This is a genomic window from Pseudovibrio sp. W74 (assembly GCF_001623085.1).
Classification (GTDB): Bacteria; Pseudomonadota; Alphaproteobacteria; order Rhizobiales; family Stappiaceae; genus Pseudovibrio.
In genome coordinates, this window is sequence record NZ_LMCJ01000004.1 from 12462 (window position 1) to 38648 (window position 26187).

25 protein-coding genes are annotated in these 26187 nt (G+C 50.3%); 1 reads left to right on the top strand and 24 read right to left on the bottom strand.

Going from position 1 to position 26187, the window contains the following annotated elements:
- Nucleotides 1–290: 290 nt before the first annotated feature.
- The 22 genes from trmB to PsW74_RS03360 form a co-directional block, all read right to left on the bottom strand.
- Nucleotides 291–992 (bottom strand): tRNA (guanosine(46)-N7)-methyltransferase TrmB, encoded by a 702-nt coding sequence (gene trmB, locus PsW74_RS03255; RefSeq protein WP_063286346.1) that lies wholly within the window; start codon nucleotides 990–992, stop codon nucleotides 291–293.
- Between the two features lie 66 nt (nucleotides 993–1058).
- Entirely contained in the window at nucleotides 1059–2243 is a 1185-nt protein-coding gene (metK, locus tag PsW74_RS03260; protein WP_057463073.1) for a methionine adenosyltransferase, read from the bottom strand.
- Nucleotides 2244–2391: 148 nt separating this feature from the next.
- Nucleotides 2392–2802, bottom strand: coding sequence for a helix-turn-helix domain-containing protein (locus PsW74_RS03265; RefSeq protein ID WP_057463247.1), 411 nt, complete (start codon nucleotides 2800–2802; stop codon nucleotides 2392–2394).
- Nucleotides 2803–3039: 237 nt separating this feature from the next.
- Complete coding sequence (lnt, locus tag PsW74_RS03270; protein ID WP_063286345.1) at nucleotides 3040–4650, bottom strand: apolipoprotein N-acyltransferase; 1611 nt, start codon at nucleotides 4648–4650, stop codon at nucleotides 3040–3042.
- A 44-nt stretch (nucleotides 4651–4694) separates the two neighbouring features.
- On the bottom strand, nucleotides 4695–5846 hold the full coding sequence (locus PsW74_RS03275) for a hemolysin family protein (RefSeq protein WP_082830462.1): 1152 nt from the start codon (nucleotides 5844–5846) through the stop codon (nucleotides 4695–4697).
- Between the two features lie 42 nt (nucleotides 5847–5888).
- Entirely contained in the window at nucleotides 5889–6395 is a 507-nt protein-coding gene (gene ybeY / locus PsW74_RS03280) for an rRNA maturation RNase YbeY (RefSeq protein ID WP_063286343.1), read from the bottom strand.
- Nucleotides 6392–7456, bottom strand: coding sequence for a PhoH family protein (locus PsW74_RS03285; RefSeq protein WP_193775895.1), 1065 nt, complete (start codon nucleotides 7454–7456; stop codon nucleotides 6392–6394). Before PsW74_RS03285 ends, ybeY begins: the two co-directional genes overlap by 4 nt.
- Before the next feature lie 90 nt (nucleotides 7457–7546).
- Nucleotides 7547–8959 carry a tRNA (N6-isopentenyl adenosine(37)-C2)-methylthiotransferase MiaB gene (gene miaB / locus PsW74_RS03290; RefSeq protein WP_063286342.1) on the bottom strand — a complete coding sequence of 471 codons (1413 nt, stop codon included), beginning with the start codon at nucleotides 8957–8959 and terminating at the stop codon, nucleotides 7547–7549.
- Nucleotides 8960–9116: 157 nt separating this feature from the next.
- Nucleotides 9117–9932, bottom strand: a complete 816-nt coding sequence (locus PsW74_RS03295) for a lysophospholipid acyltransferase family protein (protein ID WP_063286341.1) — start codon at nucleotides 9930–9932, stop codon at nucleotides 9117–9119.
- 9 nt (nucleotides 9933–9941) lie between these two features.
- Nucleotides 9942–10367: a Fur family transcriptional regulator gene (locus tag PsW74_RS03300; protein ID WP_057463079.1), complete on the bottom strand. Its 426-nt coding sequence runs from the start codon at nucleotides 10365–10367 to the stop codon at nucleotides 9942–9944.
- A 149-nt stretch (nucleotides 10368–10516) separates the two neighbouring features.
- A complete protein-coding gene (gene rimI / locus PsW74_RS03305; RefSeq protein ID WP_063286340.1) occupies nucleotides 10517–11002 on the bottom strand; it encodes a ribosomal protein S18-alanine N-acetyltransferase in 486 nt (161 codons plus the stop codon).
- Nucleotides 10999–11679: a tRNA (adenosine(37)-N6)-threonylcarbamoyltransferase complex dimerization subunit type 1 TsaB gene (tsaB, locus tag PsW74_RS03310; protein ID WP_063286339.1), complete on the bottom strand. Its 681-nt coding sequence runs from the start codon at nucleotides 11677–11679 to the stop codon at nucleotides 10999–11001. The genes rimI and tsaB overlap by 4 nt, the downstream gene beginning before the upstream one ends.
- A 131-nt stretch (nucleotides 11680–11810) precedes the next feature.
- Nucleotides 11811–12371, bottom strand: a complete 561-nt coding sequence (locus PsW74_RS03315) for a NifU family protein (RefSeq protein WP_057463082.1) — start codon at nucleotides 12369–12371, stop codon at nucleotides 11811–11813.
- 116 nt (nucleotides 12372–12487) lie between these two features.
- Nucleotides 12488–12982 carry a universal stress protein gene (locus tag PsW74_RS03320; RefSeq protein ID WP_057463249.1) on the bottom strand — a complete coding sequence of 165 codons (495 nt, stop codon included), beginning with the start codon at nucleotides 12980–12982 and terminating at the stop codon, nucleotides 12488–12490.
- Nucleotides 12983–13075: 93 nt separating this feature from the next.
- Entirely contained in the window at nucleotides 13076–14380 is a 1305-nt protein-coding gene (gene hslU, locus PsW74_RS03325) for an ATP-dependent protease ATPase subunit HslU (RefSeq protein ID WP_063286338.1), read from the bottom strand.
- Between the two features lie 11 nt (nucleotides 14381–14391).
- Nucleotides 14392–15453, bottom strand: coding sequence for a hypothetical protein (locus PsW74_RS03330; protein ID WP_063286337.1), 1062 nt, complete (start codon nucleotides 15451–15453; stop codon nucleotides 14392–14394).
- A gap of 140 nt (nucleotides 15454–15593) precedes the next feature.
- Nucleotides 15594–16142 carry an ATP-dependent protease subunit HslV gene (gene hslV, locus PsW74_RS03335; RefSeq protein ID WP_057463084.1) on the bottom strand — a complete coding sequence of 183 codons (549 nt, stop codon included), beginning with the start codon at nucleotides 16140–16142 and terminating at the stop codon, nucleotides 15594–15596.
- Nucleotides 16143–16266: 124 nt separating this feature from the next.
- On the bottom strand, nucleotides 16267–16857 hold the full coding sequence (locus tag PsW74_RS03340; RefSeq protein WP_057463085.1) for an NAD(P)H-dependent oxidoreductase: 591 nt from the start codon (nucleotides 16855–16857) through the stop codon (nucleotides 16267–16269).
- 159 nt (nucleotides 16858–17016) lie between these two features.
- The gene (locus tag PsW74_RS03345; protein WP_208987813.1) at nucleotides 17017–17622 is read right to left on the bottom strand and encodes an rRNA adenine N-6-methyltransferase family protein; all 606 of its coding nucleotides are present in this window, start codon (nucleotides 17620–17622) and stop codon (nucleotides 17017–17019) included.
- Nucleotides 17623–17688: 66 nt separating this feature from the next.
- A complete protein-coding gene (gene dnaJ, locus PsW74_RS03350; protein WP_057463086.1) occupies nucleotides 17689–18816 on the bottom strand; it encodes a molecular chaperone DnaJ in 1128 nt (375 codons plus the stop codon).
- Nucleotides 18817–19169: 353 nt separating this feature from the next.
- Nucleotides 19170–21086 (bottom strand): molecular chaperone DnaK, encoded by a 1917-nt coding sequence (dnaK, locus tag PsW74_RS03355; RefSeq protein WP_063286336.1) that lies wholly within the window; start codon nucleotides 21084–21086, stop codon nucleotides 19170–19172.
- A 292-nt stretch (nucleotides 21087–21378) separates the two neighbouring features.
- Complete coding sequence (locus PsW74_RS03360) at nucleotides 21379–22872, bottom strand: FMN-binding glutamate synthase family protein (protein WP_063286335.1); 1494 nt, start codon at nucleotides 22870–22872, stop codon at nucleotides 21379–21381.
- Between the two features lie 136 nt (nucleotides 22873–23008).
- Between PsW74_RS03360 and PsW74_RS03365 the strand changes: the two genes are divergently transcribed.
- On the top strand, nucleotides 23009–23629 hold the full coding sequence (locus tag PsW74_RS03365; RefSeq protein ID WP_063286334.1) for an alpha-ketoglutarate-dependent dioxygenase AlkB: 621 nt from the start codon (nucleotides 23009–23011) through the stop codon (nucleotides 23627–23629).
- A gap of 8 nt (nucleotides 23630–23637) precedes the next feature.
- On the opposite strand, the gene PsW74_RS03370 is transcribed toward PsW74_RS03365, so the two are convergent.
- Together PsW74_RS03370 and ubiB are read right to left on the bottom strand one after the other, a co-directional pair.
- Nucleotides 23638–24300 (bottom strand): helix-turn-helix domain-containing protein, encoded by a 663-nt coding sequence (locus PsW74_RS03370; protein ID WP_057463089.1) that lies wholly within the window; start codon nucleotides 24298–24300, stop codon nucleotides 23638–23640.
- Between the two features lie 300 nt (nucleotides 24301–24600).
- Nucleotides 24601–26184 (bottom strand): 2-polyprenylphenol 6-hydroxylase, encoded by a 1584-nt coding sequence (gene ubiB, locus PsW74_RS03375; RefSeq protein WP_063286333.1) that lies wholly within the window; start codon nucleotides 26182–26184, stop codon nucleotides 24601–24603.
- Nucleotides 26185–26187: the final 3 nt, after the last annotated feature.

Below are 26187 nucleotides of genomic sequence, written 5' to 3' on the forward strand. Positions count from 1 at the left end.
GCTTCTAGGCCCTTTTCCTTTATAATCCGGGGATCGGTTTCGTCCACTTGGTACCTATCGTCTTAATGCAAAGACATGCTTAGTGTCTTTGGCAGTTATTTCGGATACCTGAATTTCGACAGTCAGGCATCACTACCGACTTAGCTAATAAAAAAGAGCGGGTCCTTTCGGGGCCCACTCCTCAATGCTCTTAACTGAGCCGATAGAGAACTCTTGCTCTGCAATATAGTCATTTGACCACTGTATGCAACAGAAAATCAAAGATGAACGCAGACAAAAGCGAGTCCCCTTTAGGTTTTCGTCTCTTGAACCCGTAAAAATGTCAGGTAACGGCCAATTCTACCTTCACGGTGTGCCTTGCGTTCGTACCGCGTACCTGGCCAATTGTTCCATGGTGTACGCCAGTCAGAAGCACATTCGGCACTCCACTCAAAAGCCGGATGCCTGCGACAATGGGACAGCGTCCAATCCACATAGGTGTCGATATCGCTGGCAAATCGATATTCACTGCCCGGCTTCAGAGCACGTGCAATGCGCGTCAGATTGATCTGGTTCACAAAGCGACGCTTCCAGTGCTTCTTCTTTGGCCATGGATCGGGGTAAAGCTGATAAGCCATATCCAATGATGCAGCCGGAAGCCAGTCGAGCAACTTACCCGCGTCATCATCAAACAAGCGGATATTCTTGAGACCATGTTCTTCAATGCTGGAGACAGCCTTGATAATGCCAGAGCTAAATGGCTCACACCCAATAAAACCGATTTCAGGATTTTCTCTGGCGCGATGAATTAGGTGCTCAGATCCCCCAAAGCCAATTTCAAGACAAACGCTCTTTACTGGGACGGGGAATAACTCTGCCAGATTTTCTGGAGGTGTTTGTGTCAGGTCCAACGCCACTTGTGGCATAACATCCTGAAGCAACTGCGATTGTCGCGGACTTGCTGGTTTTCCGACGCGGCGGCCGAAAAAAGAGCCTTTGTAGTGATCTACCATCGTTCTCATAAACACAAGCTGGCCAGAGGTTGCCCCGGCCAGCTGTTCATTCTCTAGCGTTAGAGGTTAAGCGTAGGCTTTCTCTACAGCATCACGTAGGTTATGGACAAGGTCGATTTTCTCCCAAGAGAAACCACCATCACCTTCAGCTTCGCGGCCAAAGTGGCCGTAGGCTGCTGTACGTGCGTAGATTGGCTTGTTCAAATTGAGGTGCTCGCGAATGCCGCGTGGGGTCAAGCTCATGACTTCACGGATTGCAGCTTCAACGCGCTCGCCTTCAACACGGCCCGTACCATGCAGGTTGACGAAGACAGATTGCGGTTCAGCGATACCAATCGCATAAGCCAGCTGAATGGTGCACTTGTCTGCTAAATCAGCCGCCACAACGTTTTTCGCGAGATAGCGAGCAGCATATGCGGCAGAGCGGTCAACCTTGGTTGGATCTTTACCCGAGAACGCACCGCCACCGTGTGGAGCTGCGCCGCCGTATGTATCCACGATGATCTTACGACCTGTGAGACCACAATCGCCATCAGGACCACCGATAACGAACTTGCCGGTTGGGTTGATGTGCCAGATAGTGTTGCTGGTCACCCAGTCACCCGGCAATGCTGCGCGGATGTAAGGTTCGACTACAGCACGCACATCGTCAGAGGTCATGGTTTCATCCAGATGCTGAGTGGACAGCACGATGGATGTTGCCTCTACCGGCTTACCATCCTCATAGCGAATGGAAACCTGGCTTTTCGCATCTGGACCAAGCATCGGCTCGTTGCCAGATTTGCGAGCATCTGCCAGCAAACGCAGGATCTTATGGGAGTATAAGATTGGAGCAGGCATCAGCTCTTCAGTTTCGCGACATGCGTAACCAAACATAATGCCCTGATCGCCGGCGCCTTCGTCCTTATTGTCAGCAGCGTCTACGCCCTGAGCAATATCAGCGGACTGGCCATGCAAAAGAACCTGAACATCCAGGTCTTTCCAATTAAAGCCGGCTTGCTCATACCCGATATCCTTTACAGCAAGGCGAGCAATGTGAGCCAAATATTCTTTTGTGAGAGAGGCCGGGCCGCGGGTCTCACCTGCAATAACAAGCTTATTTGTTGTTGCAAGCGTTTCACACGCTACACGGGCTTCTGGCATTTCCTTTAGAAATGCGTCTACGATCGTATCTGAAACGCGATCGCAGACTTTGTCGGGATGGCCTTCTGAAACCGATTCCGACGTGAACACGTAGTTCTGACGAGCCATTGGCAAACGTCCTTCTGGGAAGAAAAATATAATTGAAGCGACGGCATATCCGTCGCTTCTGGTGTTACATCAAACAAGGAATGTCGATTACGTCAAGAGATTTAGATCAAAATTGCCGGAGAATTGCGAAATTTTACGGATCACAAACTTAATCTTCATCCCCAGCAAGACTCTTGACGAGCTCTACAACCTTTTTGCGAACTTTCGGGTTTTCTATGCGAACGAAAGCCTTATTGAGAGCTAAACCATCAGAAGATGACAAAAAGTCGACGACGTATGTGGTTTGTGGATTATCACCAACACCAGGCGTCTCATCCGGGGTTCCCGGAGCATCTTCGAAGAAAAAGGCGACAGGCACTTTCAGAATGGTCGCAATGTGCTGCAAGCGGCTTGCACCAATCCGGTTGGTCCCTTTTTCATACTTCTGGATTTGCTGGAATGTAATACCAAGGCTTTCGCCAAGTTTTTCCTGACTCATGCCAAGCATCATGCGGCGCAAACGTACACGGCTGCCGACATGAATATCGATAGGGTTTGGTGCTTTTTTGCTGGGCATTATCAAAGGCCCTCTTCTTTGGTTTTTTACGGTGCCTTACCGTGGGTTTTTATTTAAACGAGAGCGCATTTCAGCAACTCTCGCAAGAACGCAATTCATCAAACCTGCATTTCGACTATTGCCAAAACAACCTCTGACAGAGGCATCGGTGGCAGGCCCATAAGGTTTTTTTGAGGCCAAATCTGACGATCCAGACGAAAACCTTTACGTGTATTAGATGACGACATTTGCGTGCATTCGTCAATCTCTACGGGTAGGTAATAATTTCTCCATCACCAATAGGATACTAACAACTACTAGAATAATTCCCCAAAAAATTGAATCACCCACCCTCACGTAAGGCGTGGGTCTTAGTATTTTAGGCAATTCACTATTGAAACTACCTTTTTTATTTAGAACAACTTCTGCGAGTATTCTACCATTGGAATCTACTAGACTGGAAATACCAGTATTTGCAGCTCGCACCAACGGCACGCCTTGTTCAACTGCTCTAACTCTTGCCTGTGCCAAATGTTGGTATGGACCTGCTGTTTCGCCAAACCATCCGTCATTCGTTAGATTTACGAGCAAGTTAGGTCGCTCAGATACAGGCAGAACAGTTTGCGGGAAGATTGCCTCATAACAAATCAGGGGCTGGAAACTAAGTGAATTTTTTAAATCTATTTTTTTGTGCCGCGTCCCTGCAGTAAAATCTGCTGGAGCCGGAACGAGACGCTCCACACCAATGGATTGTAGAAGCCAGCGCTTTGGCAAATATTCCCCGAACGGAACCAGCCGCACTTTGTCATAGATATCTATGAGTGCACCTTCGTCCGACACAACAAAAGTACTGTTAAAAAAGAGATTCCCGTTCTCGGACAGTTCGCGGCGAATACCACCTGTAATCAACATAGTATTTTGGGGAAGCGTGGCTCCGATAGCCTCTAGAGCCCCTGGTTCCTCATCCAGCAGGAATGGAAAAGCTGATTCAGGCCAGAAGATGAGGGTCTCGGTATCCAGTTTCAGCTCGGAAAGCGCCTGCTGTGTTTGCTGAAGATAGAGCGGTAGAAGTCTTTGTCTGTTCTCGGGCTTCCACTTGTCCGCTTGAGGTACATTGGGTTGTATTACCAGCACCTGAAGCCCTTCAACCGTCTGTTGAGGAGCCTGCAACCTATTCGTTCCGTATGCAACCACGCCGGCCCATACCAGCACACACGCGGAGATATAGGCAGCAGCAGCCTTACGCCTCTGGTCAATCAGCACAACAGGCATCGAAAACAGGAACAACACAAGAAAACCGACACCGTAAATTCCCAAGGCAGAGAAGCTTTGCATCAGCGTCAGGTTTTCGGCAAAAGCATAGCCCCACACATTCCATGGAAAGCCTGTGAGTATGTGTCCACGCAGCCAGTTGGAAAGAGCCAAAGCAACCACAAAAAGCAGAATACGAGAGACCCCATGCGTCCAGAATAAGGAAGCCCCGCTCAGCACCAATGACGGGATCAATGCAAGACCACCGGGCAGTATGACCAGCGCGAAAGGGATCATCCAAGCGTAGCTCTTAGCGTCGACGAGAAACGCTTCGGCAATCCAGAACAATCCGATCAGGAAGAACCCGAAGAAAAACGCCCAGGAAACACGAAAGAACGCAAAAAAACGGGTTTTACGTCGAGCTGCGGTTTGATCCCTTGCCCCATCAAGAAGAAGGATCAGTAGTGGCAGCGTCACCCAAAGGATGGGAAAGGCACCGTAGGGAGGGAACGCAAAGGCAGATGCTATTCCCCCTGCAAAAGCAAGAAGTCCACGTCTCCACCCTGATAATTCCCGAAGACTGCTTATCAGAGTTCGAGACTTATCAATGGCAGAGACCATTCCCCACTCCCGAATGTCATAGGTAAAATTCAAATTTACGCTGCTTATTCTGCAGCTTCCGGCCTGCGTGGGCGTATTCTCTGAACTGCCGCGCGTTGATCAACCCGACGCTTGGAAATACGAAGGCGTTTAATGCGGCGCAAGTCAGCATCAATTACTTCGAACTCGAAAGCTGGCAAGGTCTTATCTATGATCAACTCACCGCGAACCGGAACCCTGTCCAGAATAGAGAACAGCAGACCACCAAGCGTGTCTACTTCTTCCGTCTGCTCTTCGACGAGCTTGAAATCCGCTCCGAGCTCTTTCTGAAGGTCTTCCAGATCAATTCGAGGGTCAACTACCCAAACACCCGGGCTGACATTCATGATAAGTTCTTCTTCGTCCTTATCATGCTCATCTTCAATGTCGCCAACCACAGTTTCAACGATGTCCTCAAGTGACACGAGGCCATCGGTTCCGCCGTATTCATCAATCACAAGCGCCATCTGCACACGGGTTACCTGCATCTTCTTCATCAAGTCAGAGGAAGACATGGATGGAGGCACAAAGTGCAGAGGCCGGATCAGGCCTGTCGCGTTCAATGGCGTTGAGAGATCAACACAAGACAGATCGAGCAGAGACTTTTCTTCTGTCGACTTCTCGGAGGAGTTCTTTTCTGGTTTCACCAAAGTCAAAGGCACATCGGTCTTCTTGGCTTTTACAGCCAACTCGACGAAGTAGGACATCAAGTCCTTGATGTGGACCATGCCTCGCGGATCATCCAGATTGTCGTGATAAACAGGCATACGAGAGTGGCCAGACGCCCTGAACAAGGCCATCACCTGGCCGATTGTCGTTGTATCTTCCACGGCCTCAATATCGGCCCGTGGGATCATGACATCTTCAACTCGAGATTCACGCATTTGGAGGATGTTTGTCAGCAACTCGCGCTCTTCCTTCGTGAAAGCAGCATCAGCACCTTCACTATCGCGGGCGAGTTCATCTTCCAAATCTTCGCGCAATGAAACAGCCGCGCTTCTTCGGAAACCTCTAAACGGGTTCAGTTTTGATTTCAGCCTGGTCAGGACACCAGGCTTCATCGCTTGTGGCTCAGAGGTATCTTCGGCAACAGCTGTGCCGGTACTACTTGCAGGCTCTGCAGTTTCGGCCTGAGCGGAGGTGCTTGCACCTTCTGTACTTCGAGGTTCCGGGCTCATCTCTCTCTCGTTGTTCCCTGTACTCACCGTGAATACCAGGGGTTATTTATCTGCCGATAATGGCGCATCTTTGTATGGATCGGGGATTTGTAGGCTCGCCAAAATCAGGCGTTCTTCCGCTTCCATTTCTTCCGCTTCCTCATCTATCTGGTGATCATATCCAAAAAGATGAAGGGTTCCATGAACAATAAGATGAATCAGATGGTGTTCAAATGGAATTTCAAGCTCTATAGCTTCGCGCTTTAGCGTCTCTTTTGCAATAATAATATCACCTAATAGCGGGCCGAATGGCGGCTCTTCGCTATCGTCTCCCGGAAAAGACAAGACGTTAGTTGGCTTGTCCTTCTCGCGCCACATCTTATTCAGTTCCTGAATATGGGCATCATCGGTGAAGACAAGAGAAACTTCTGTGTTTTCTATTACACTCAGCTCACTTGTTTCAAAAGCGGCGGCGATTGCTTTTTCAGCAATCGCTTCCAATAGTTCTTCACTCTCCCAATCGCCTGCTTCAATCAGCAGGTCGATGTGTACCGGGCAAGCTGTGTTCATTCCTGGGAGCCTTGCTCTTCATTTGCCTTGGCAGCCTCTTCAGCTTGCCTACGTTCTTTGGCTTCCAACCGGCGGCGACTATCATTGTCGTAAGCGCCTACGATACGTGCCACCAGCTCATGACGAACAACATCGCTCTCTGTGAAATCCACGCGAGAAATACCTTCGACGCCACTCAGAATTTTCAAGGCTTCACGTAAGCCGGACATCTGGCCCGGAGGCAAGTCAACCTGGCTCGGATCTCCTGTCACGATCATCTTGGAGTTTTCACCCAAGCGCGTCAGGAACATCTTCATCTGCATCGTCGTCGTATTCTGGGCTTCATCGAGAATAACGATAGCGTTGGAGAGCGTACGACCACGCATGAATGCGAGGGGGGCGACTTCAATCATGCCGCTTTCCAAGCCGCGTTCCAGCTTTTCCGGTGCCATCATCTCGTTGAGGCCATCGTAAAGCGGGCGCAGATACGGATCTACCTTATCCTTCATGTCGCCCGGCAAGAAACCGAGACGTTCGCCAGCTTCAACAGCTGGGCGGGACAGGATCATCCGATCAATCTCACCACGCTCCAGCAATGCAGCTGCGTATGCAACCGCAAGGAAGGTTTTACCTGTACCAGCAGGGCCAACGCCAAAGGTAAGGTCAGAACGGTCCATTGCCCGGACATAAGCATCCTGAGCGGCTGTTCTGGCGACCAATGTTTTGCGGCGCGTGGCGATCTGCGCAAATGCCATACGAGACTTGGGTTCCATCGTTGGCAGAGAAAGCTGCGCTTCAGCGACTTCTGCCAGACGGATTGCGCCATCAACATCGCCAGGTGTGATGTCGTGACCACCCTGAAGACGCGTATAAAGCGACTCCAGAGCAAGCTTAGCCTGCTCTGTTGACGTTTTATTGCCTCGAATGGTGACCTGATTGCCGTGTGCAACTGCCTCAACCCCCAACCGCTGTTCAATCAGCGCAAGATTCTGGTCGAACTGACCGAACAGATCGCTCACAAGCCTATTGTCTTCGAATGCCAATACCACATGCATCATATCTGATGCCGCAATGGGGCGCATGGCCGTCCTTGAAGCGGACGTTGTCTGGGCTCTGCCCTTCAAATAATGCCTCCGTTCGCTTTTACGCGAGAATCTGGGAGCATCATGCACCTAAACAAGGCGGCCTTCCAGACTATTTGCGCTGGCAGCGACAATTTCTACTGATCTGATTTCACCATACAGGTCCAACGGCGCATTTACATGAACTGGCTGGAGCCAAGGTGAACGACCTGCAAGTTGACCTTCTCTGCGGCCTTCCTTCTCAAACAGTACATCAATTGTTTTGCCAATCAATGACGCATTGAAGTCTTTTTGCTGGGTGCTGAGCAGATCTTGCAACTCAGCCAGACGCTCGGACTTCACTTGCTCGTCGATCTGCTCTTCCAGTGTTGCACCAGGAGTACCCGGACGCGGGCTGTATTTGAAGGAGAATGCAGAGCCATAGGTGACGCGGCGGATCAGATCCAGAGTGTCTTTGTGATCCTGATCAGTCTCGCCCGGGAAACCAACGATAAAGTCGCCGGAGAGTGCGATATCATCACGGGCTTCACGAATGCGGTCGATCAGACGGAAGTAGTCATCACGGGTGTGTTTGCGGTTCATTGCCTTCAGGATCGCATCAGATCCAGACTGAACTGGCAAATGCAGATAAGGCATCAGAATATCAAGATCGCGATGAGCTGCAATCAGGCTGTCTTCCATATCCCTTGGGTGAGACGTGGTGTAGCGCAGGCGCTCAATGCCGTCGATCTTTGCCAAGCGGAACAGAAGTTCACCAAGGCCCCATTCACGGCCATCTGGACCTTCACCGTGCCATGCGTTGACGTTCTGACCAAGCAAGGTCACTTCACGGACACCAGCAGCTGCCAAGCGCTCGGTTTCCATGACAATCTGCTCTACCTTACGGGAGACTTCAGCACCGCGAGTGTATGGCACCACACAGAAGGTACAGAACTTATCGCAGCCTTCCTGAACGGTCACAAATGCTGTGACACCACGCTTGCGGACTGCTTCCTTGGAAGGTGTTGCGAGGTGCTTGAATTTTTCCTGAATATCAAACTCTGTCTCAACGACCTTTGACCCGTTGGATGCACGGTTCAGCAACTCTGGAAGGCGATGGTATGACTGAGGGCCAACAACAAGGTCAACAATAGGCGCTCGGCGGGAAATCTCCGCACCTTCAGCCTGAGCGACACAGCCAGCGACAGACACCATCATCTGCTTGCCGTCTTTAGCTTTCGCTTCTTTCAACTTACGGATACGGCCAAGTTCAGAGTAGACCTTTTCTGCCGCCTTCTCGCGAATGTGGCAGGTGTTCAGGATAACCAGATCCGCATCATCCGGATTTTCTGTTTTAACGTAACCATCGTTGCTCAGCGCGTCGTTCATACGATCGGAGTCGTAGACGTTCATCTGACAGCCATAGGTCTTGATGAAAACCTTACGGGTCGCTTCGGTTTTGTCGAGCGCCTCCGCAGTGTTTTCGGATTGGCTCAGGTTTTCGTTTTCTACTAGGTTATCCATTAAATCCTCAAGTGGATCTGCTGCCGGAGTATCTTCTTTTTCTAATGCCCAGCAATCCGAGCGCACCTGCCTGTTTCATCAGCAACGCCAGCTCGTCATTTTCAGAATTTCGGAGAGCTTTACTCTGTTTTACGCCGAAAGAGAAGCCTTGTCTTGATCAGGTTTGAGCCTGCTCTTCTTGTTTGGGACCATTTCCCTGCAATGCTTCTATGGTCATCCCTCTGACCTGCTCTTCCAAATCGCGCGTTAAGCGTTTGCGATTAGTTGCTTTTTCGATAGGAACTGGAGTTCCCCATGTCAAATCAACATCTAATCCGCCTTCTTTAATGACAGACCAGAGATGGCCAGCAAGTTCCATGTCGCCGTACCAGGCAACATGAGCGCGCCAGAAACGTCCCATTGGCATGCCTTGCAGGCGCGTATAAGCAATTGAGAGAGGCTGCACATAAGCAACATCTTTTTCACCGACATTCATTGCGTGATGAACGGCACCAACCAGTGCAGATCTGAATGGCAGTACTTCATTGCCATTGCTGGATGTGCCTTCGGCAAACAACACCATCGCATCGCCTTGAGCCATACGTTGAGCGACTTCCTTGGCGACACGCCCGGTATCAGTTCTGCGCTGTCGATTGACAAAGACTGTCCGTTGGAGCTTAGCAAACTGACCAAATATCGGCCATCCAGCAACTTCAGACTTAGCGATAAAGCTCAGTGGCTTGGTGCATCCGATAACGACAATATCCAGCCAGGAGCAATGATTGGACGCTACAAGAAGAGGGCGTTCCAACGCCATTTCCCCATGCTGCTGGATATGCAGTCCAATCAGACGAGACGCGATTTTGTGCCAAAGCAGAGGAATTTGCCGCTGAATGGGCCAACCTAACTTCATTGCGACCCACTGAGGGGGAACGAGGGTTAGCGTTAAGAGTGTTAGTGCGGCAAGTATGCAAATTGCTCTGACAGTTGCCATGCACGGCCCCTATTTTTCGTCTAACGGAATACCGTAGAGCTCCAGGCGATGATCAACCAGTTTGAAGCCCAGCTTACGCGCGACTTCTTCCTGCATTTTTTCGATTTCTTCGCTGCGGAACTCAATCACGTCGCCCGTGCGCAAATCAATCAGGTGATCGTGGTGTTCATCAGAAACAGTTTCGTATCTGGAGCGGCCATCGCGGAAATCGTGACGTTCAATGATACCGGAGTCTTCGAAAAGCTTCACTGTGCGGTAAACAGTTGAGATAGAGATCTTCGGATCAATCTTGGAGGCTCTTCTGTAAAGCTCTTCCACATCTGGGTGGTCTTCAGCAGACTGAATTACATCAGCAATCACGCGGCGCTGTTCTGTCATCCGCATACCCTTATGAGCACACATTTCAATCAGCGTCATTTTTTCTTCTGCCGTCATTTGCCCCAATTCCTCAAAATCACACAGGCACCACAGTTCCAGTCTGCGTTGGTATCCTAGCCCTCAAAACTGTGAGAGAAAAGAACCAGTTTCACTGTTACGCGGTTTGAGCGTGAGCTAAAAGCCTCATCTCACATGCGTAGTGTCGCTTAAACGAGATCGCAACGCATAACAAGCGCTGTTCCACTGCCTTCGCTAGCCGCATAATACGCTTTTCTTTCTCCAACCTGCTTGAAGCCCAAGTTTTTATAAAGCTTCAGTGCGGAGCTGTTCGTATCATCCACTTCCAAGAACAGTGCTTCGGTACGATCAGAGTAAAGCTGGAAGATGGCGGCTTCCATAAGTTTCCGCCCTATCCCCTTTTTTTGATGCTTCGGGGAGACTGCAATAGTCAAAACTTCGGCCTCACCTGCAATCGAACGGATCACGACAAAGCCCAGATCGGCTTTTCCAGTCACACCAGATGTGCGTGCAGACAGGAAGAAAACGCCTCTTTGCTCAAAGATTGCGGCAAGTTCCGCTGTACCCCAATTCTGCTTGAAGCACTCGGCATGAAGTTTCGCCAGTTTAGGCAGGTCGTCTTTCTCAGCACGCTCGATAACCGGCGGCTTTTCTGATGTCCACCAGGACTTCATTGACGACGAACCTTTCCTTTCTCACCCGGAATAGCATCAGGAGCCCGAAGGTAGAGTGGCATCGGAGCTTTATCCTGACGCTTTGCACCTTTACCGAGCTTTGCGATGTAGTCAATCGATGCAGCAGCGGCATCATTGCAAACGCGAGATTTATCTACGCCTGCAGCATTGGCGACAGCCTGTGCAGCAGAGCCTGCCAGAATGGTCTCAGCATCGAGACTGTGTGCCAGGTCCTTAACGGTTGAAACGCGGGCCTCTCCAATCGGAGCACCAGTTTCATCAAACTTTTGGCAGTAGACTTCATTACGACGCGCATCGAGAACCACCAGAATTGGTTTTCTGACGGGAGCTGCGTCCAAAGACTCGTGTGCGATTGCAGCCAATGTTGTGACCGAAACAACAGGCTTTTCGAGAACGAGACCAAACCCACGCGCAATGGAAAGACCGACACGCAGACCTGTAAAACTACCCGGACCAACATTTACAACAATGCGGTCCAGTGAGTTAAACGTTGTCGAGGAGTCTGTCATGACACTCGCAACCATGCCCATAATGCGTTCGGCATGACCTCGTCCGAGATCTTCGCATTGGGAGACAATATCCGGCGTACCGCCTTCATCGGTTAAAACGGCGGCAGCACAGGTACTTAGTGCGGTATCAATAGCAAGCAACTTCATAAGTTCGGCTTATCGTTAGGGCAGCTGGTTGTCGAGCAACCAATTCGTTTAACACCCGGAGTATTTTTTGGCCTTGCAGCAAAAAGGGCAGCTGGTGCTGCCCTGTTTCAGAAGATTTACATTAGCAGAAACTACATCTGTCTAACTTCTTGAACTTCTGGGATGAAATGCCGCATCAGGTTCTGAATGCCATGGCTCAGTGTCGCTGTTGAGGATGGGCAACCTGCACAGGCGCCGCGCATGCTCAAATAAACGATACCCTCACGATATCCCCTGAATGTTATGTCACCACCATCTTGAGCAACTGCAGGGCGTACGCGGGTTTCGAGCAGCTCTTTGATCATGGTTACGGTTTCTTCGTCTTCTGCGTCGAAGAACTCTTCTCCTGTATCGCCATCACCAGCTTCCTCACCTTTCAGGATCGGGGTGTTGGCCATGAAGTTTTCCATGATCGCACCAAGAATAGCCGGGCGCATGTGCTGCCAATCAGTCTCATCCTTGGTTACGGTGATAAAGTCATGACCAAAGAAGATGCCAACAACGCCTGGAATAGTAAAAAGCTTCTCCGCCAGCGGCGATATTGTGGCTTCTCCTGCCGAGCGAAAATCGCGTGTGCCTTCCGACAAGACTACGCGGCCAGGCAAAAACTTGAGAGTTGCCGGATTTGGTGTCGCTTCGGTCTGAATGAACATGGTTTTGTTTCCGATTTTTATGCCAAAGAGCTTTCGCAAGCAGTCACAGCACAGTTTACACTACTTAACGCTTCAGCAATGACTGTTTTCAAGTTCTATATGATAGGTAAACCTGATCAGGCAAGAGCATCTAGTGCATCATCGTCCAAATTACCTGGTACGATGGTCGTCGGAATCGGGAATGTTCCTGCCGATTTGCCCGCAATGGATGAAACAAGAGGCCCTGGGCCTTCTTTGCTGGTTCCTGCTGCCAATACAAGAATCGCAATGTCTGCATCTTCTTCAATCAGGTCAATGATCTCATCTGACTGGTGACCTTCGCGCACAACCAGCTCTGGCTCTGTCCGTGCAGCAGCTCTCACCTTTTCGGCAGCTTTGGCCAAAATGGTGTCTGCATTATCACGCGCTTCCTGGCGCATAATATCCTCAACCCCTAGCCAATGCTGGAAGTTTCCGGGTGCAATGACAAAGAGTAAGAGAACGACACCGCCGGTACGAGCCGCACGCTTTGAGGCATAAACGATGGCTCGACCACATTCTGGAGTGTCATCGACTACAACCAGAAACTTTCGGTCGTGACCTTCTTCATTACTTTTGCGAATAGCTACCATGTCGGCATGCTGCCACTTGAGGTGGTATGCGGCAAGTATTTTTCCTTGCCACATACCGTTAGGTTTTCTTTTTCCGACTGATTTTTTCGTCAGTTAGAGGATGAACTGAGACAAATCGACATTCTTGGCCAGTTCACTCACATTCGACTTCACGTAGGCTGCATCAATTGTGACTTGCTCACCAGACTTGTCTGGTGCGACGAAGGAAATCTCATCCAGCACACGCTCCATCACAGTCTGCAAGCGGCGAGCCCCAATGTTTTCGACCGTCGCATTCAAATCAACAGCAACTGTCGCAATCTCGTCGATTGCGTCCTCGGTAAATTCGATGCTCACGCTTTCCGTCGCCATCAATGCAACATACTGCTTGATCAGGCTGGCTTCAGTTTCTGTCAGGATCTTGACAAAATCTTCTTTCGTCAGCGCTTTCAGCTCAACACGGATCGGAAGACGACCCTGAAGTTCAGGCAGAAGGTCTGATGGTTTTGAGACGTGGAATGCACCAGATGCGATGAACAGAATGTGGTCTGTTTTCACCGGGCCATGTTTTGTTGAAACAACAGTGCCCTCGATCAGTGGCAGCAAGTCACGTTGAACGCCTTCGCGGGAAACATCGCCACCATTACGGCCATCTTTCCCGCAGATTTTGTCGATCTCATCGAGGAAAACGATGCCGGAGTTTTCAACCAGCTCAATTGCCTCTTGAACAACCTTCTCTTCATCGAGAAGCTTGTCGGACTCCTCTGCCAGAAGAAGCTTGTGGCTATCTTTGACGTTTGTGCGCTTCGGCTTGGTCTGACCACCAAATGCCTTACCCAGCATGTCAGAGATATTCATGACACCGACGCTGCCCCCTGGCATGCCAGGAATATCGAAGCTTGGCATCTGTGGGTTGGCACGCACTTCAACTTCAATTTCTTTGTCGTCGAGGTCGCCTTCACGCAGCTTCTTGCGGAATGTATCTCGGGTGGCCGGGCTTGCATTGTTGCCGACCAATGCATCCAGAACACGCTCTTCAGCAAGAACATGTGCTTTTGCTTCGACTTCTTTGCGGCTTTGCTCGCGTACAAGGGCGATGCTGGATTCGACCAGATCACGCACGATCTGCTCTACATCACGGCCAACGTACCCCACCTCGGTAAACTTGGTTGCTTCAACTTTTGTGAAAGGAGCATTCGCAAGCTTAGCAAGGCGACGAGAGATCTCAGTTTTACCAACACCGGTTGGGCCAATCATGAGAATGTTCTTTGGCTGAACTTCTTCGCGCAGCTCTTCATCCAACTGCTGACGACGCCATCTGTTGCGCAGTGCAATTGCCACTGCGCGTTTCGCGTCATGCTGGCCGATGATGTAGCGATCGAGTTCACTAACGATTTCCCGAGGAGAGAAATTTGTCATTTTCTTACTTTCTAGTTCCGGATAGGTGGCAGATATGTAGTGAGTGTGGTTCCTGCAAGAGGGCGCATAACGATCCGTCGCGCCACGTTCCAGCCTGAACCGAGTAGCAAAACAAAACTCCCAAGTAATACAAGGGAGATAGCAGTTAGCTGCGATGCAGAAAAGTCGGCAGACTCCAGCAAATAGGCTAATGCGAAGCCAAGGTAACTCAGCGCTGCAACCAGCATTGCACGACGGTCGATGATGAGAGCGACCGCACCAAATGCCAGGACAACAGCAATGGAGACCAAGGCATAAGCTTCTGTCTGCTGTTCAAAGTACATTCCACTCAAGATGGAATGAACGATAAGCGGGGCAGCAAGCAGGTGAAGCCAAAAGGCCTTGTCTGTGTTGAGTGTTTCCCGCTTGGTGTCTTTGGTGTCAAAATACATCGCGCAACCGAATGCAAACAGACCGCAGACCAGCGAAACCCAGGACAGATAGTCAAGAATTTTCGTGTCAGTCACCAATGTCAATGCGCCTACGATCAAGCCCATGATCCCCGCAACAATGACGGTCAGTGTTATTGGCACCTTAAAGCGCCAGTAAAACAACGAAGCGCCTACTAAAGCGAAGATGGAACTCAGAATGACCTGAATGGCTTCGGAGTCGTTGTTCAGAACATCAGGTGTGAACAGGCCAAATCCAACAAGCGCAATTGAACCTCCAAACAATCCTGTCAGTAAAATTGAAGGAAGCGCGAGCTTCTTGATCTTGGTGAACCACTCGGCCAGCACCCATGTGATGATGGCAGCAGCGCCAGCAACAGCAGCTGTAGGAAGACCGCCTTGAGTGAGCGAGTCGCCAAACCCAATACCGTAGCCAGCAAAAAGAATTAGGATACCAAGGCTAATGAAAATATCATGAAAGCCGCGTGTAAACCGAACTTCTTCCGGATCATGGAGGCATTCAGATGCTTGTTGGTTCTGAATGTTTTCTGCTTGAAGAGATAAATAGGAGACGAGCTTATCAGCTTGATCTGCGCTGATAATTCCTGCGGAGATGGCTCCGGTAAGAGATGCTCTTGATATCATCAGTTCCTCGTCAAATCCAAATGGAACAATAAAAGCTTCAAGTATCCTTGGCTTAGCAAATTAAGCTGATCTAAAAGTATCTTGAACGCAGAACTGGAGATCGAAAATTATTGATCTCCAGTCGTATCTTGTCGTTAGAGTTACTCTTCGTCGAGCACTTCGACGGTAACGTTGCTGTTTGTGTAGACGCAGATGTCTGCTGCGATTGTCATGGACTTGCGACAAACCTCTTCTGCGGTCAGGTCCATATCAACCAGCGCACGAGCTGCGGACAGCGCGAAGTTGCCACCGGAACCGATACCCATGACGCCATTTTCTGGCTCAAGCACGTCGCCGGTACCTGTCAGCACCAGAGAATGCTTTTTGTCGGCAACTAGCATCATGGCTTCCAGACGGCGAAGGTAGCGATCTGTGCGCCAGTCTTTCGCCATTTCAACGCATGCACGCATCAACTGGTCGGGATATTGCTCGAGCTTGGCTTCAAGGCGCTCAAACAGCGTGAACGCATCAGCAGTCGCACCTGCAAAGCCGGCAATAACCTTACCGCCAGCCAGTGGGCGGACCTTACGTGCAGTGCCTTTGATGACCGTTGATCCAAGAGACACCTGACCATCTCCAGCAATTACGACTTTGCCGCCCTTGCGCACGGTCAAGATGGTTGTGCCGTGCCACTGTTCAGGTTCACTCATTCATTTTTCTCCAGAGTTCTATCGGCAACGGAGCAAACTCCCGCGCAACTCAATTTCAAATTTGTGTCTGCGGTATTATGTATGTAGTCCTTGCCGCATTGCCAATGCGGCAAGCCAAAAAAACTCAGTTATCCTGTAGCTTTACGTGACTTGCCTCACTGACGAAGCGGTCAACAAGCTTATGCAATCGCTTGATCTGGTGGTCTTTTGTGAGGTCGCCATTTTCATCAAAGGACTTGCCCGCAAAATTAATAGAGACCATTTCTGGCAGGACAAGGCACCCTAAAGACACTTCCATGATCGTTCTCAGGTGCATGAGGCCTCTCAAAGAGCCATGCGCACCGGGAGAAGCCCCGCCGACAGCATAGATCGACTTGTGGAAGAGCTGAAGCGGTTCTTCCTCTGGCAACTGGATGCGACTGATCCAGTCCAGTGTATTCTTCAGCAATGGGGTGATTGAGGAGTTGTATTCCGGGCTGGCTATGAAGATCCCATGATGGGTCTCAATGAGCTTTCTGAGCTTGAATGTATTTTCAGGGATACCCGTATCATCTTCCAGGTCACCATCGTAAATAGGCAGAGGATAGTCGGCGAGGCTGATTGTGGTTACTTCTGCATTGGCGATCGTCAGGTGTTTCGCCATCAGCTCTGCCAGCATTTTGTTGTAGGACCCTTTGCGGGTTGAACCTGAAAAAACGAGTATCTTTGGCTTCATAGGGCTATCCTCACGACATGGCTCTGCAACCTCTTGTTCAAGAGCTGCATGATCTCTGGTAAAGTCGGCACGAAGAGTACCCTATACTACCCAAGCGTAAGGTTTATGGAAGATGTGTGTTTTTAGGTGATTGACCGCTAAACGCCTGCCTTTGAGAAATCAAAAGGGCTTTCGGAAAATCCAGACACGAGCTGGCGGAATATTCTTCACGATCCAGCCGGTTTTCGACCAGCTGAACAATTTGGATTTCAGTGTTACCGGAGATGCGAAGGAATAAGAGAACTGGATGAAGGGAGCACCGGGCCTCATAAGAGCGAAGGCATCACGAATGCACTTCAAACGAAACTCCATCGGTCTGGACACAAGCGGCAAGCTTGAAACCACAGCACACAGTGAGTTTGGCGCGATATGCTCAAGGCTGGGACGCATGTTGTAAGCGTCACCTTGAACCACGTTCAATCCTTCAAACTTGTCACTGAGATGTTCGCAGAAGTCTGTGCTGTACTCCAAGCAGGTAAGACGGTCTTTAGAGATGCCTGCTTCCAGAATAGCTTTTGTGACCGGGCCAGTGCCAGGTCCCAACTCTAAAACCGGATTATTTGACTCAACGGGAACGAATTCTGCCATTCTCTGGGCGAGAACAGGGCCTGACGGGGCAACCGCTCCGGTCGTGAGCGGTGCTTCCACCCACGCCCGAAGAAATTTGGAAGGCTCACGAAATTTGTTCAAGGCATTTTCTGCCCGTGACCTCGTTTCGTGAAACATTCAACTCTCCGTAGCATCAACAAAGGGTACTACTGAGATATTACTGATTGGTGGCAATTTAAAGAGCTATGCCTTGAAATTCTCCAAAAAATCTTTTGCCTTTGCAAAAAAGCCAGTAGATTCCGGATGATTTTCTCCAGAGGATTCACCTTCAAATTCTGAAAGAAGCTCTTTCTGCCTCTTCGTAAGGTTTGCTGGTGTCTCCACGGCAACCTGAATATACATGTCGCCCTTCTGGCTAGACCGCATAATCGGCATGCCTTTACCGCGCAGTCTGAACTGCTTTCCGGTCTGAGTGCTCTCAGGAACTTTCACGCGCGCTGTATTGCCATCCAATGCCGGAACTTCGAACTGACCACCCAGAGCAGCAGTTGTCATTGAAATTGGCACGCGGCAAAAGATATCAGCACCATCACGCTGGAAGAACTCATGCGGACGAATGGACAGGAAGATGTAAAGATCACCTGCGGGACCACCGCGAGCACCAGCTTCACCTTCGCCTGACAGGCGAATACGCGTGCCGTCTTCGATGCCTGACGGAATATTCACGGAGAGCGTACGCTCTTTCGTTGTCCGGCCAGTACCGCCACAGCTGTCACATGGATCTGTAATGATCTCACCACGACCCTGACAGGTCGGACAGGTGCGTTCCATGGTGAAGAAGCCCTGAGCCGCCCTGACACGCCCAGCACCGCCACAGGTTGGACAGGTGGACGGACGGGTTCCGGACTTTGCGCCGGAGCCACTACACGGCTCACATGTTACTGAGGTTGGAACCTCGATCTCGACGGACTTACCTTCGTAAGCTTCTTCAAGAGAGACTTCCAAGTTGTAGCGCAGATCTGCGCCGCGTTCACGACCAGAACCACGACGGCCACCACCGCCACCAAAGAACTCATCGAAGATGTCTGCCATGGAGGAAGCAAAGTCGCCCGGACCTGCTCCGCCGCCACCACCAAAGCCGCCGTTTTCAAAGGCTGCATGGCCAAATCGATCGTAGGCAGCGCGCTTTTGCGGGTCTTTCAGGGTTTCGTAAGCTTCGCTTACTTCCTTAAAGTTTGCTTCCGCTTCATCATTACCAGGGTTTCGGTCAGGATGGAATTTCATCGCGAGTTTGCGATAAGCGCTCTTAAGTGCCTTTTCGTCGACCTCCCGTGCTACCCCCAGCACCTCATAGTAGTCGCGTTTAGACATTATGAAATAAGCTCCAAAGACGTGATGTCTATTTGCGTTTTGAAGCCTCAGGAGAACATCAGCTCAGTCTGAGGTCACTGTGGGCAGTCGAGTTTAATTCTTGCTTCGCAACGAACTCACTCGTGAACTGCACTCATCTTCAAAACAAAACTGTTTACTGTTCAGTCGGTGATTGAGGTGCAGCTTTAAGCGCAGCGCACACATTACCGACTACCCATATGTAGGAAGCAGCTCTCTCAAATGCAATTGCACCCAAAAGGTTCTCTTCGACTAAATTCTTCCATACAGTCGGGAAATACTTGAATAAAGTTTACCTCGCAAGCCCATAGGAGCTTGCGAGGTAAAAGTATTAGTTAGCTGGATTTTTTGTCGTCGTCGCGAACTTCTTCGAAGTCTGCGTCAACCACATCGTCAACTGGCTTTGGTTCACCATCGTCTTCAGCACCCTCTCCGGCTTCTTCTGCCTGAGCGTCCTTGTACATAGCTTCGCCAAGTTTCATGGAAACTTCTGCAAGAGACTGGGTTTTCGCAGTGATATCTTCCAGATCTTCACCTTCCAGAGACTCCTTCAATGCAGCCAAAGCACCTTCGATTGCAGACTTGTCTTCGTCTGAAACCTTATCGCCGTACTCTTTGACGGATTTCTCTGTTGAATGGTGAAGTGCTTCACCCTGGTTTTTGGCTTCAACCAGATCCTTACGCTTCTTATCGTCTTCAGCGTGAGATTCTGCGTCTTTCACCATCTGCTCAATGTCAGCGTCGGACAGACCACCAGATGCCTGAATACGGATCTGCTGCTCTTTACCTGTGCCTTTATCGGTTGCAGACACGTTCACGATACCGTTGGCATCAATATCAAAGGCTACTTCAACCTGTGGGACGCCGCGAGGTGCTGGTGGGATGCCAACCAGATCGAACTGACCGAGGATCTTGTTGTCCGCAGCCATTTCACGCTCGCCCTGGAAGACGCGGATGGTCACTGCAGTCTGATTGTCTTCAGCTGTAGAGAACACCTGGCCCTTCTTGGTAGGGATTGTGGTGTTGCGGTCGATCAGACGTGTGAACACGCCACCAAGAGTTTCGATGCCGAGGGACAGCGGAGTAACGTCGAGAAGCAGAACGTCTTTAACATCACCCTGCAGAACGCCAGCCTGAATTGCCGCACCCATTGCAACAACTTCATCAGGGTTTACGCCCTTATGAGGTTCTTTGCCGAAGAACTGCTTAACAATTTCCTGAACCTTAGGCATGCGAGTCATGCCACCGACGAGAACAACCTCATCGAGTTCACCAGCTGCAAGGCCTGCGTCTTTAAGAGCCGCTTTCATTGGAGCAACAGTACGCTGAACCAGATCGTCAACGAGCTGCTCAAACTTAGCGCGGGTCAGTTTAAGGGTAAGGTGCTTAGGACCAGAAGCATCTGCTGTGATGAACGGCAGGTTGATTTCAGTCTGAGAAGAAGAGGACAGCTCAATCTTTGCTTTTTCAGCAGCTTCTTTCAAGCGCTGCAATGCGAGCTTGTCGTTCTTAAGATCGATGCCCTGCTCTTTTTTGAACTCACCCGCAAGGTAGTCAACCAGACGCATGTCAAAGTCTTCACCACCGAGGAAGGTGTCACCGTTGGTGGACTTCACTTCAAATACGCCATCGCCGATTTCCAATACGGAAACGTCGAAAGTACCACCACCAAGATCGTAAACTGCGATGGTCTTACCATCGTTTTTGTCCATGCCGTATGCAAGGGCAGCTGCAGTTGGTTCGTTGATGATACGCAGAACTTCAAGGCCAGCGATCTTACCGGCATCTTTGGTTGCCTGACGCTGAGCATCGTTGAAGTATGCAGGAACGGTGATAACGGCCTGGGTGACGTTTTCACCAAGGAAACTTTCAGCGGTTTCTTTCATCTTCTGCAGGATGAAAGCAGAAACCTGGGATGGGGAGTACTTCTCACCCTCAGCTTCAACCCATGCGTCGCCGTTGTCGGCTTTTACGATTTCGTATGGGACGAGCTTTTTGTCTTTTGCAACGGTCGGATCATCAAAACGGCGACCGATGAGACGCTTAACAGCAAACAAGGTGTCTGTTGGGTTGGTTACAGCCTGGCGTTTCGCTGGCTGACCTACAAGCTTCTCACCATCGTCAGAAAACGCAACCATAGAAGGGGTAGTACGCGCACCTTCTGCGTTCTCGATTACTTTGGCGTCCTTGCCGTCCATTACAGATACGCACGAATTTGTCGTGCCGAGGTCGATACCGATGACCTTTGCCATGTTTTCACTCTCCTTTCGGCAGACCGCCCGAACCCCAAAGGCCTTCGGATAATGTCGGATCAGCATCCGACCGGTCCCCAATACATTGCACTTGCGTGAGTTGTCGCAAACACGCAAGAAAACTTCAATTGGCTATATAAGAGGGGTCCCTTGCCCCTGCAAGGGACAGGACCCGATATATCGACACAAGATCTACCCGAAGCCATTTTCTGAGTTAAGAAAATGAACTTTTCTTTGGAAAACCACAGAAAACACCTCTATTGCATCCCGGTTTTCTACGTTACCCCCATTTCTAAGAGGGTGTTTGTGGATAGAGCTCTTCAAGAGAGACAGAGTGCCCACTTTCTTGGACGATGCGCACGTGCTCCCGTGAAAGCTGCCTTGCCGCGTCGACGCCGCAAGCATGGGCAATCATATCGACTTCCATCCGCACACTATGGCAATAGGCAGCAACACGGTGGCTCTTCTCTGTTGGATCAAGGCCGGCCTGAAGTGCTTCATTGTGCGTGGTGATACCCGTTGGGCATGTGTTCTTGTTGCATCGCATAGCCTGAATGCAGCCCAACGCGAACATGAAGCCGCGAGCTGTAACCGTAAAATCGGCACCTTCACACAGTGACAAAGCAACGGCTGAGGGCGTAATTCGCTTTCCAGAAACAATGATACGAATACGATCACGCAGATCATGCTTTCGCAGGACATGGTCCACGATTGGAAGGGCCTCTGAGATCCTTAGGCCTACGTTGTCCATGAGGGGCATTGGCGCAGCACCAGTACCACCATCTGCCGAATCGATGGTGATAAAATCAGGTGCATGCTCGATTCCACGGTGATTGATTTCACGACAAAGCTCTTCCACCCAAAGGCTCGATCCAATCACGGTCTTGAAGCCAACAGGCTTCTTGGCGATGCTGCGAACGCGACTGATGAAATCTAAGAGCTCACCCGTATTGCTGATTTCAGGGTGACGATTTGGGGCATGCGAGGGTTGCCCGACTTTGAGACCCCGAATTTCTGCGATCTCAGGTGTCACCTTTCCGCCAGGCAAGAGACCACCTTTTCCGGGCTTGGCGCCTTGAGCGAGTTTGATCTCGACCATCTTGACCTGAGCGTTGTCCGTTATTTTTTTCAGCTTGTCTTCATTGAGAGTGGAGTCATCATTCCGACAACCATTTTTTGCCGTTCCGATTTGAAAGACGATGTCGGCGCCACCTTCTAAATGGTAGGGAGACAAGCCGCCTTCTCCGGTGTTCATCCAGCACTTTGCCATCTTTGCACCTCGCGAAAGGGCGAGAACCGCAGGACGGGAAATTGCACCGTAACTCATGCCAGAGATATTAAAATAACTGGGTGGCACATATGGATTTTCGACATAGGGACCAATGAGAAGCGGTTCTGGTTCGTCGATCTCCTTCTCCAGTTTTGCAAAAGGAGCATTCACAAACAGCGCTGTTCCCGGCAAGTTGAGGTTTTTTGTGGACCCGAATGCCATTGTGTTGCCTTCAGCCTTAGATGCGCGATCTATCCAAGTGCGTTCGGCACGATTGAACGGCATTTCCTCTCTATCCATTGCAAAGAAGTACTGGCGAAAGAATTCACCTAAATACGCGAAGAGTGATCGGAAGCGGCCCACAACAGGGTAATTATGCCGAATCGCGTCTTTGTGTTGGCGGCGATCAACTACATAAAGAACGATGGCTACAATGACCGCCAGCAGAATTAGGAGTGAAACAAATGCTGCAAAAATATTTAGTACAGCCGAAAGCAGTGGAGGTAGAAGGTGCATTTGTGGTTCTCCTTAACCGGGAAACCACTATTTTGAGGAATATGGGTTAAATTCACTTTCGGCAAATCTCTCCAAGTTTTCCGTTTTTATAAGCGGTCTTTTCAGCAGATATGCCCGGCTTAAAAGAGATATCGAGATGCGATTGAGCGATGACTTTCCTAAAGGTTTCAAATACCTGCCCGGATATTTCTCTTCGGAAGAGCAAAAGGAATTTGTCGATACACTCAGATATCTCGTCAAAGAAGCTCCATTGTTCACTCCCGTGATGCCACGAACAGGAAAGCCATTTTCTGTTCGGATGACCAATCTTGGAACATTGGGTTGGGTGTCTGACAGGAGTGGTTATCGCTACCAATCTCAACATCCTGAGACCGGTCAACCCTGGCCTGTTATCCCTGAGGTCCTGCAGGCTCTTTGGAACAAGGTTGGCAACTGCCCGGCAGCGCCAGAAGCCTGCCTCGTGAATTATTATGCTGCAACAGCAAAAATGGGCATGCATCAAGACAGAGATGAAAAAACATTTGAAGCCCCTGTTGTTTCGGTCAGCCTCGGAGACACAGCAATTTTCCGGCTCGGTGGTGTGAAGCGCGGGGGCCCGACACAATCACTCAAGCTTAATTCAGGAGACATTGTTGTACTCGGAGGGGAAGCGCGACTGTGCTACCACGGCATTGACCGTATCCAGGGTGGGAGCTCAAGCCTCCTTAAGGACGGAGGCAGATTAAATCTGACTCTCCGCCGCATCTCGCCATTTTAGCCAGAGCATCAGGCCTCTTCGAGCGCACCAGCCATAAAGAAGGCACGAATGCCGCTGGACACGAAACGAATGGTGCCTTCGACTATCTCGTCCTGATCCATTTCTTCATCGTAAGGGCCTTTGGACGCTCCGGTCACAACGTAAAGCGCCTCTAACGTTGCGCTGTGCATGAGCATCATCAGCAACTGAGCACGAGGGCCTGTTGGGATGTCGCTCTTGGTGGCTTTTGCCAGAGCCTTTGTGATGCGAAGGATAATCCTCGGGGGCTCCCATGAGTGCATGATCTTCTGGCCGGACTCCGGATCAGAGAAGACCTGACGAATGAGAACAACAAACGGCACTAGCTTTCCGGTGTCTCTTGAGATCCCTTGTACAATCAAGGGCTCCATAAATGCTCGGGTTATCTCTTCTAGATCGGGTTCGCGCCCGCCAACTTCCAGCGCATCCAGACGCTGCATGCGCATATCGTCAATTTCGCGAAGGCGGCGCATAAAGACTGCCCTGACGAGATCATCTTTGCTGCCAAAGTGGTAGTTGACTGCAGCAACATTGGCATCGGCTTTTTCGGTGATCATTCTTACAGAAGTTTCCGCAAGACCATGTTCAGCGAGCAAGCGTTCTGCGGCATCAAGTAACCGTTCACGGGTCCCCAATTCAGAACTGTCTGGCACAGCGGCACCTCCAGGAAGATAGTTTACAATTGTTTCGAGAACTCTCTGAAGGTTTTGAGTAGACCCTTAGAAATCTCAAATACTTCTCTTAAGCTATCTTGCTTTTAGCACGTTTTATTGAGCAACAACCCGCCTACAATTCATATCATCAATTGCAATGACTATATAAAACTTAGATAAATTTATGCAGTAACTTAGTATGATCCAATTATTTCTAGATTTTTTCGCATATAGCCGGCTAACCAATAAAAAACGGGAGCGTAACAACTCCCGTTTTTCATAGTTTCAACTCAGAATGTCTTAGAGGTGGATGCCGTAAGCAATTGCTGAAAGAGCGATTGCAATGACCCAAAGTGCGACACGTCCAGACCGGCTATGCTTCGCTTCCGATCTGCCAATCGCATCTGTGGTTGCCTCATCGAATCTCAGGCCGTTGTTTGCCATCGACTCCAGTTGATTGGAAAACTTGCTCGCACGGTCAGCAATAATCGGCAAATCACTTGCCAGACGACCCAAAACAGCCACGCCTGTTGCTAGGTCTGTGATGCGTCCCATAGGGCCAAGGTTTCTCTGAATCCAACCGGTTACAACAGGATCAGCCGTGTTCCACATATCCAGATGCGGGTTCAGCGAGCGGGCGACACCTTCTGCCAGAACCATGTTTTTCTGTAGCAAGATCAACTGAGGCTGAGTGTGCATGTTGAACATCTCAGTCACTTCAAACAGCTGAGTCAGCAAACGTGCCATTGAGATTTCACTGGCATCATGCCCGTGGATCGGCTCACCAATCGCCCGAATTGCTTGCGCGAATATATTCACGTCCTGATCTGCAGGCACATACCCAGCTTCAAAATGAACTTCGGCAACTCGCAGGTAATTGCGAGTTATGAAGCCATAGAGAATTTCTGCCAGGAAGCGGCGCTCAGACAACCCCAAACGCCCTGTGATCCCTAAATCGACTGCTACCAGAGTTCCATCCGGTTCAATGAAGAGATTGCCCTGATGCATGTCCGCGTGGAAAAAACCGTCACGTACGGCATGGCGCAAGAAAGTCTGGATCACTTTATTGCCTAGTTCAGCCAGGTCATGTCCAGCTTCTTCGATACCTTCGAGATTGGAAAGCTTTACACCGTCAATCCATTCCATGGTGAGCACGGAACGAGAGGTGCGGGGCCAGTCCACACTGGGAACGCGAAAATCTTTGTCGTCCTTGCTGTTTTCACCCATTTCAGAAAGAGCTGCGGCTTCCATACGCAGGTCCATTTCCAAAATGACAGCGTGCTCATAGGTCTCAACCATCATAAGCGGACGAAGGCGGCGGCTTGCCGGACTAAAGCGTTCAGCAAGGCGCGCTGCAAGGTAAAAGCTCTTCAAGTCGCGCTTAAACCCACGCTCAACACCCGGGCGCAGGACTTTAACAGCTACTTTTTCCAGTTCACCGTCGCGATTTCGGAAGTACGCAGGGTGTACTTGTGCAATCGACGCAGCTGCGACTGGTTCACCAAACTCTTCAAAGTGATCTTCGACTGTTTTGCCAAGCTGTTCTTCGACTGTTTTGCGTGCGTACTGCGTCAGAAATGGCGGAACATTGTCCTGAAGTGCAGACAGTTCCTTTGCCGCTTCCTTGCCAACCACATCCGGGCGTGTCGCAAGAAACTGCCCCAACTTAATGTAGGAGGGACCAAGGCGGTTCAGCGCATCTGTCAGGCGTGCTGCAGCATCTTTTTTCTCAATGCCACGACGCTCAAGCATACGTGCGACGCCAATAGCCAGGCGCGGTCCGGGAGGGAGATCTGGCAGAGAAACGAGTCCGAACACACCTTCGCGGGCCATAACATAACCCGCGAAAACCAGACGCATAAATGGCACAATATTTGCGATCATAAC

Coding starts and splice junctions, on each gene's coding strand:
- trmB (WP_063286346.1), bottom strand. CDS start 992: ATGGTAGATCACTACAAAGGCTCTTTTTTCGGCCGCCGCGTCGGAAAA.
- metK (WP_057463073.1), bottom strand. CDS start 2,243: ATGGCTCGTCAGAACTACGTGTTCACGTCGGAATCGGTTTCAGAAGGC.
- lnt (WP_063286345.1), bottom strand. CDS start 4,650: ATGGTCTCTGCCATTGATAAGTCTCGAACTCTGATAAGCAGTCTTCGG.
- PsW74_RS03275 (WP_082830462.1), bottom strand. CDS start 5,846: ATGAGCCCGGAACCTCGAAGTACAGAAGGTGCAAGCACCTCCGCTCAG.
- ybeY (WP_063286343.1), bottom strand. CDS start 6,395: ATGAACACAGCTTGCCCGGTACACATCGACCTGCTGATTGAAGCAGGC.
- PsW74_RS03285 (WP_193775895.1), bottom strand. CDS start 7,456: ATGCGCCCCATTGCGGCATCAGATATGATGCATGTGGTATTGGCATTC.
- miaB (WP_063286342.1), bottom strand. CDS start 8,959: ATGGATAACCTAGTAGAAAACGAAAACCTGAGCCAATCCGAAAACACT.
- PsW74_RS03295 (WP_063286341.1), bottom strand. CDS start 9,932: ATGGCAACTGTCAGAGCAATTTGCATACTTGCCGCACTAACACTCTTA.
- PsW74_RS03300 (WP_057463079.1), bottom strand. CDS start 10,367: ATGACGGCAGAAGAAAAAATGACGCTGATTGAAATGTGTGCTCATAAG.
- rimI (WP_063286340.1), bottom strand. CDS start 11,002: ATGAAGTCCTGGTGGACATCAGAAAAGCCGCCGGTTATCGAGCGTGCT.
- tsaB (WP_063286339.1), bottom strand. CDS start 11,679: ATGAAGTTGCTTGCTATTGATACCGCACTAAGTACCTGTGCTGCCGCC.
- PsW74_RS03315 (WP_057463082.1), bottom strand. CDS start 12,371: ATGTTCATTCAGACCGAAGCGACACCAAATCCGGCAACTCTCAAGTTT.
- PsW74_RS03320 (WP_057463249.1), bottom strand. CDS start 12,982: ATGGTAGCTATTCGCAAAAGTAATGAAGAAGGTCACGACCGAAAGTTT.
- hslU (WP_063286338.1), bottom strand. CDS start 14,380: ATGACAAATTTCTCTCCTCGGGAAATCGTTAGTGAACTCGATCGCTAC.
- PsW74_RS03330 (WP_063286337.1), bottom strand. CDS start 15,453: ATGATATCAAGAGCATCTCTTACCGGAGCCATCTCCGCAGGAATTATC.
- hslV (WP_057463084.1), bottom strand. CDS start 16,142: ATGAGTGAACCTGAACAGTGGCACGGCACAACCATCTTGACCGTGCGC.
- PsW74_RS03340 (WP_057463085.1), bottom strand. CDS start 16,857: ATGAAGCCAAAGATACTCGTTTTTTCAGGTTCAACCCGCAAAGGGTCC.
- PsW74_RS03345 (WP_208987813.1), bottom strand. CDS start 17,622: ATGTTTCACGAAACGAGGTCACGGGCAGAAAATGCCTTGAACAAATTT.
- dnaJ (WP_057463086.1), bottom strand. CDS start 18,816: ATGTCTAAACGCGACTACTATGAGGTGCTGGGGGTAGCACGGGAGGTC.
- dnaK (WP_063286336.1), bottom strand. CDS start 21,086: ATGGCAAAGGTCATCGGTATCGACCTCGGCACGACAAATTCGTGCGTA.
- PsW74_RS03360 (WP_063286335.1), bottom strand. CDS start 22,872: ATGCACCTTCTACCTCCACTGCTTTCGGCTGTACTAAATATTTTTGCA.
- PsW74_RS03365 (WP_063286334.1), top strand. CDS start 23,009: ATGCGATTGAGCGATGACTTTCCTAAAGGTTTCAAATACCTGCCCGGA.
- ubiB (WP_063286333.1), bottom strand. CDS start 26,184: ATGATCGCAAATATTGTGCCATTTATGCGTCTGGTTTTCGCGGGTTAT.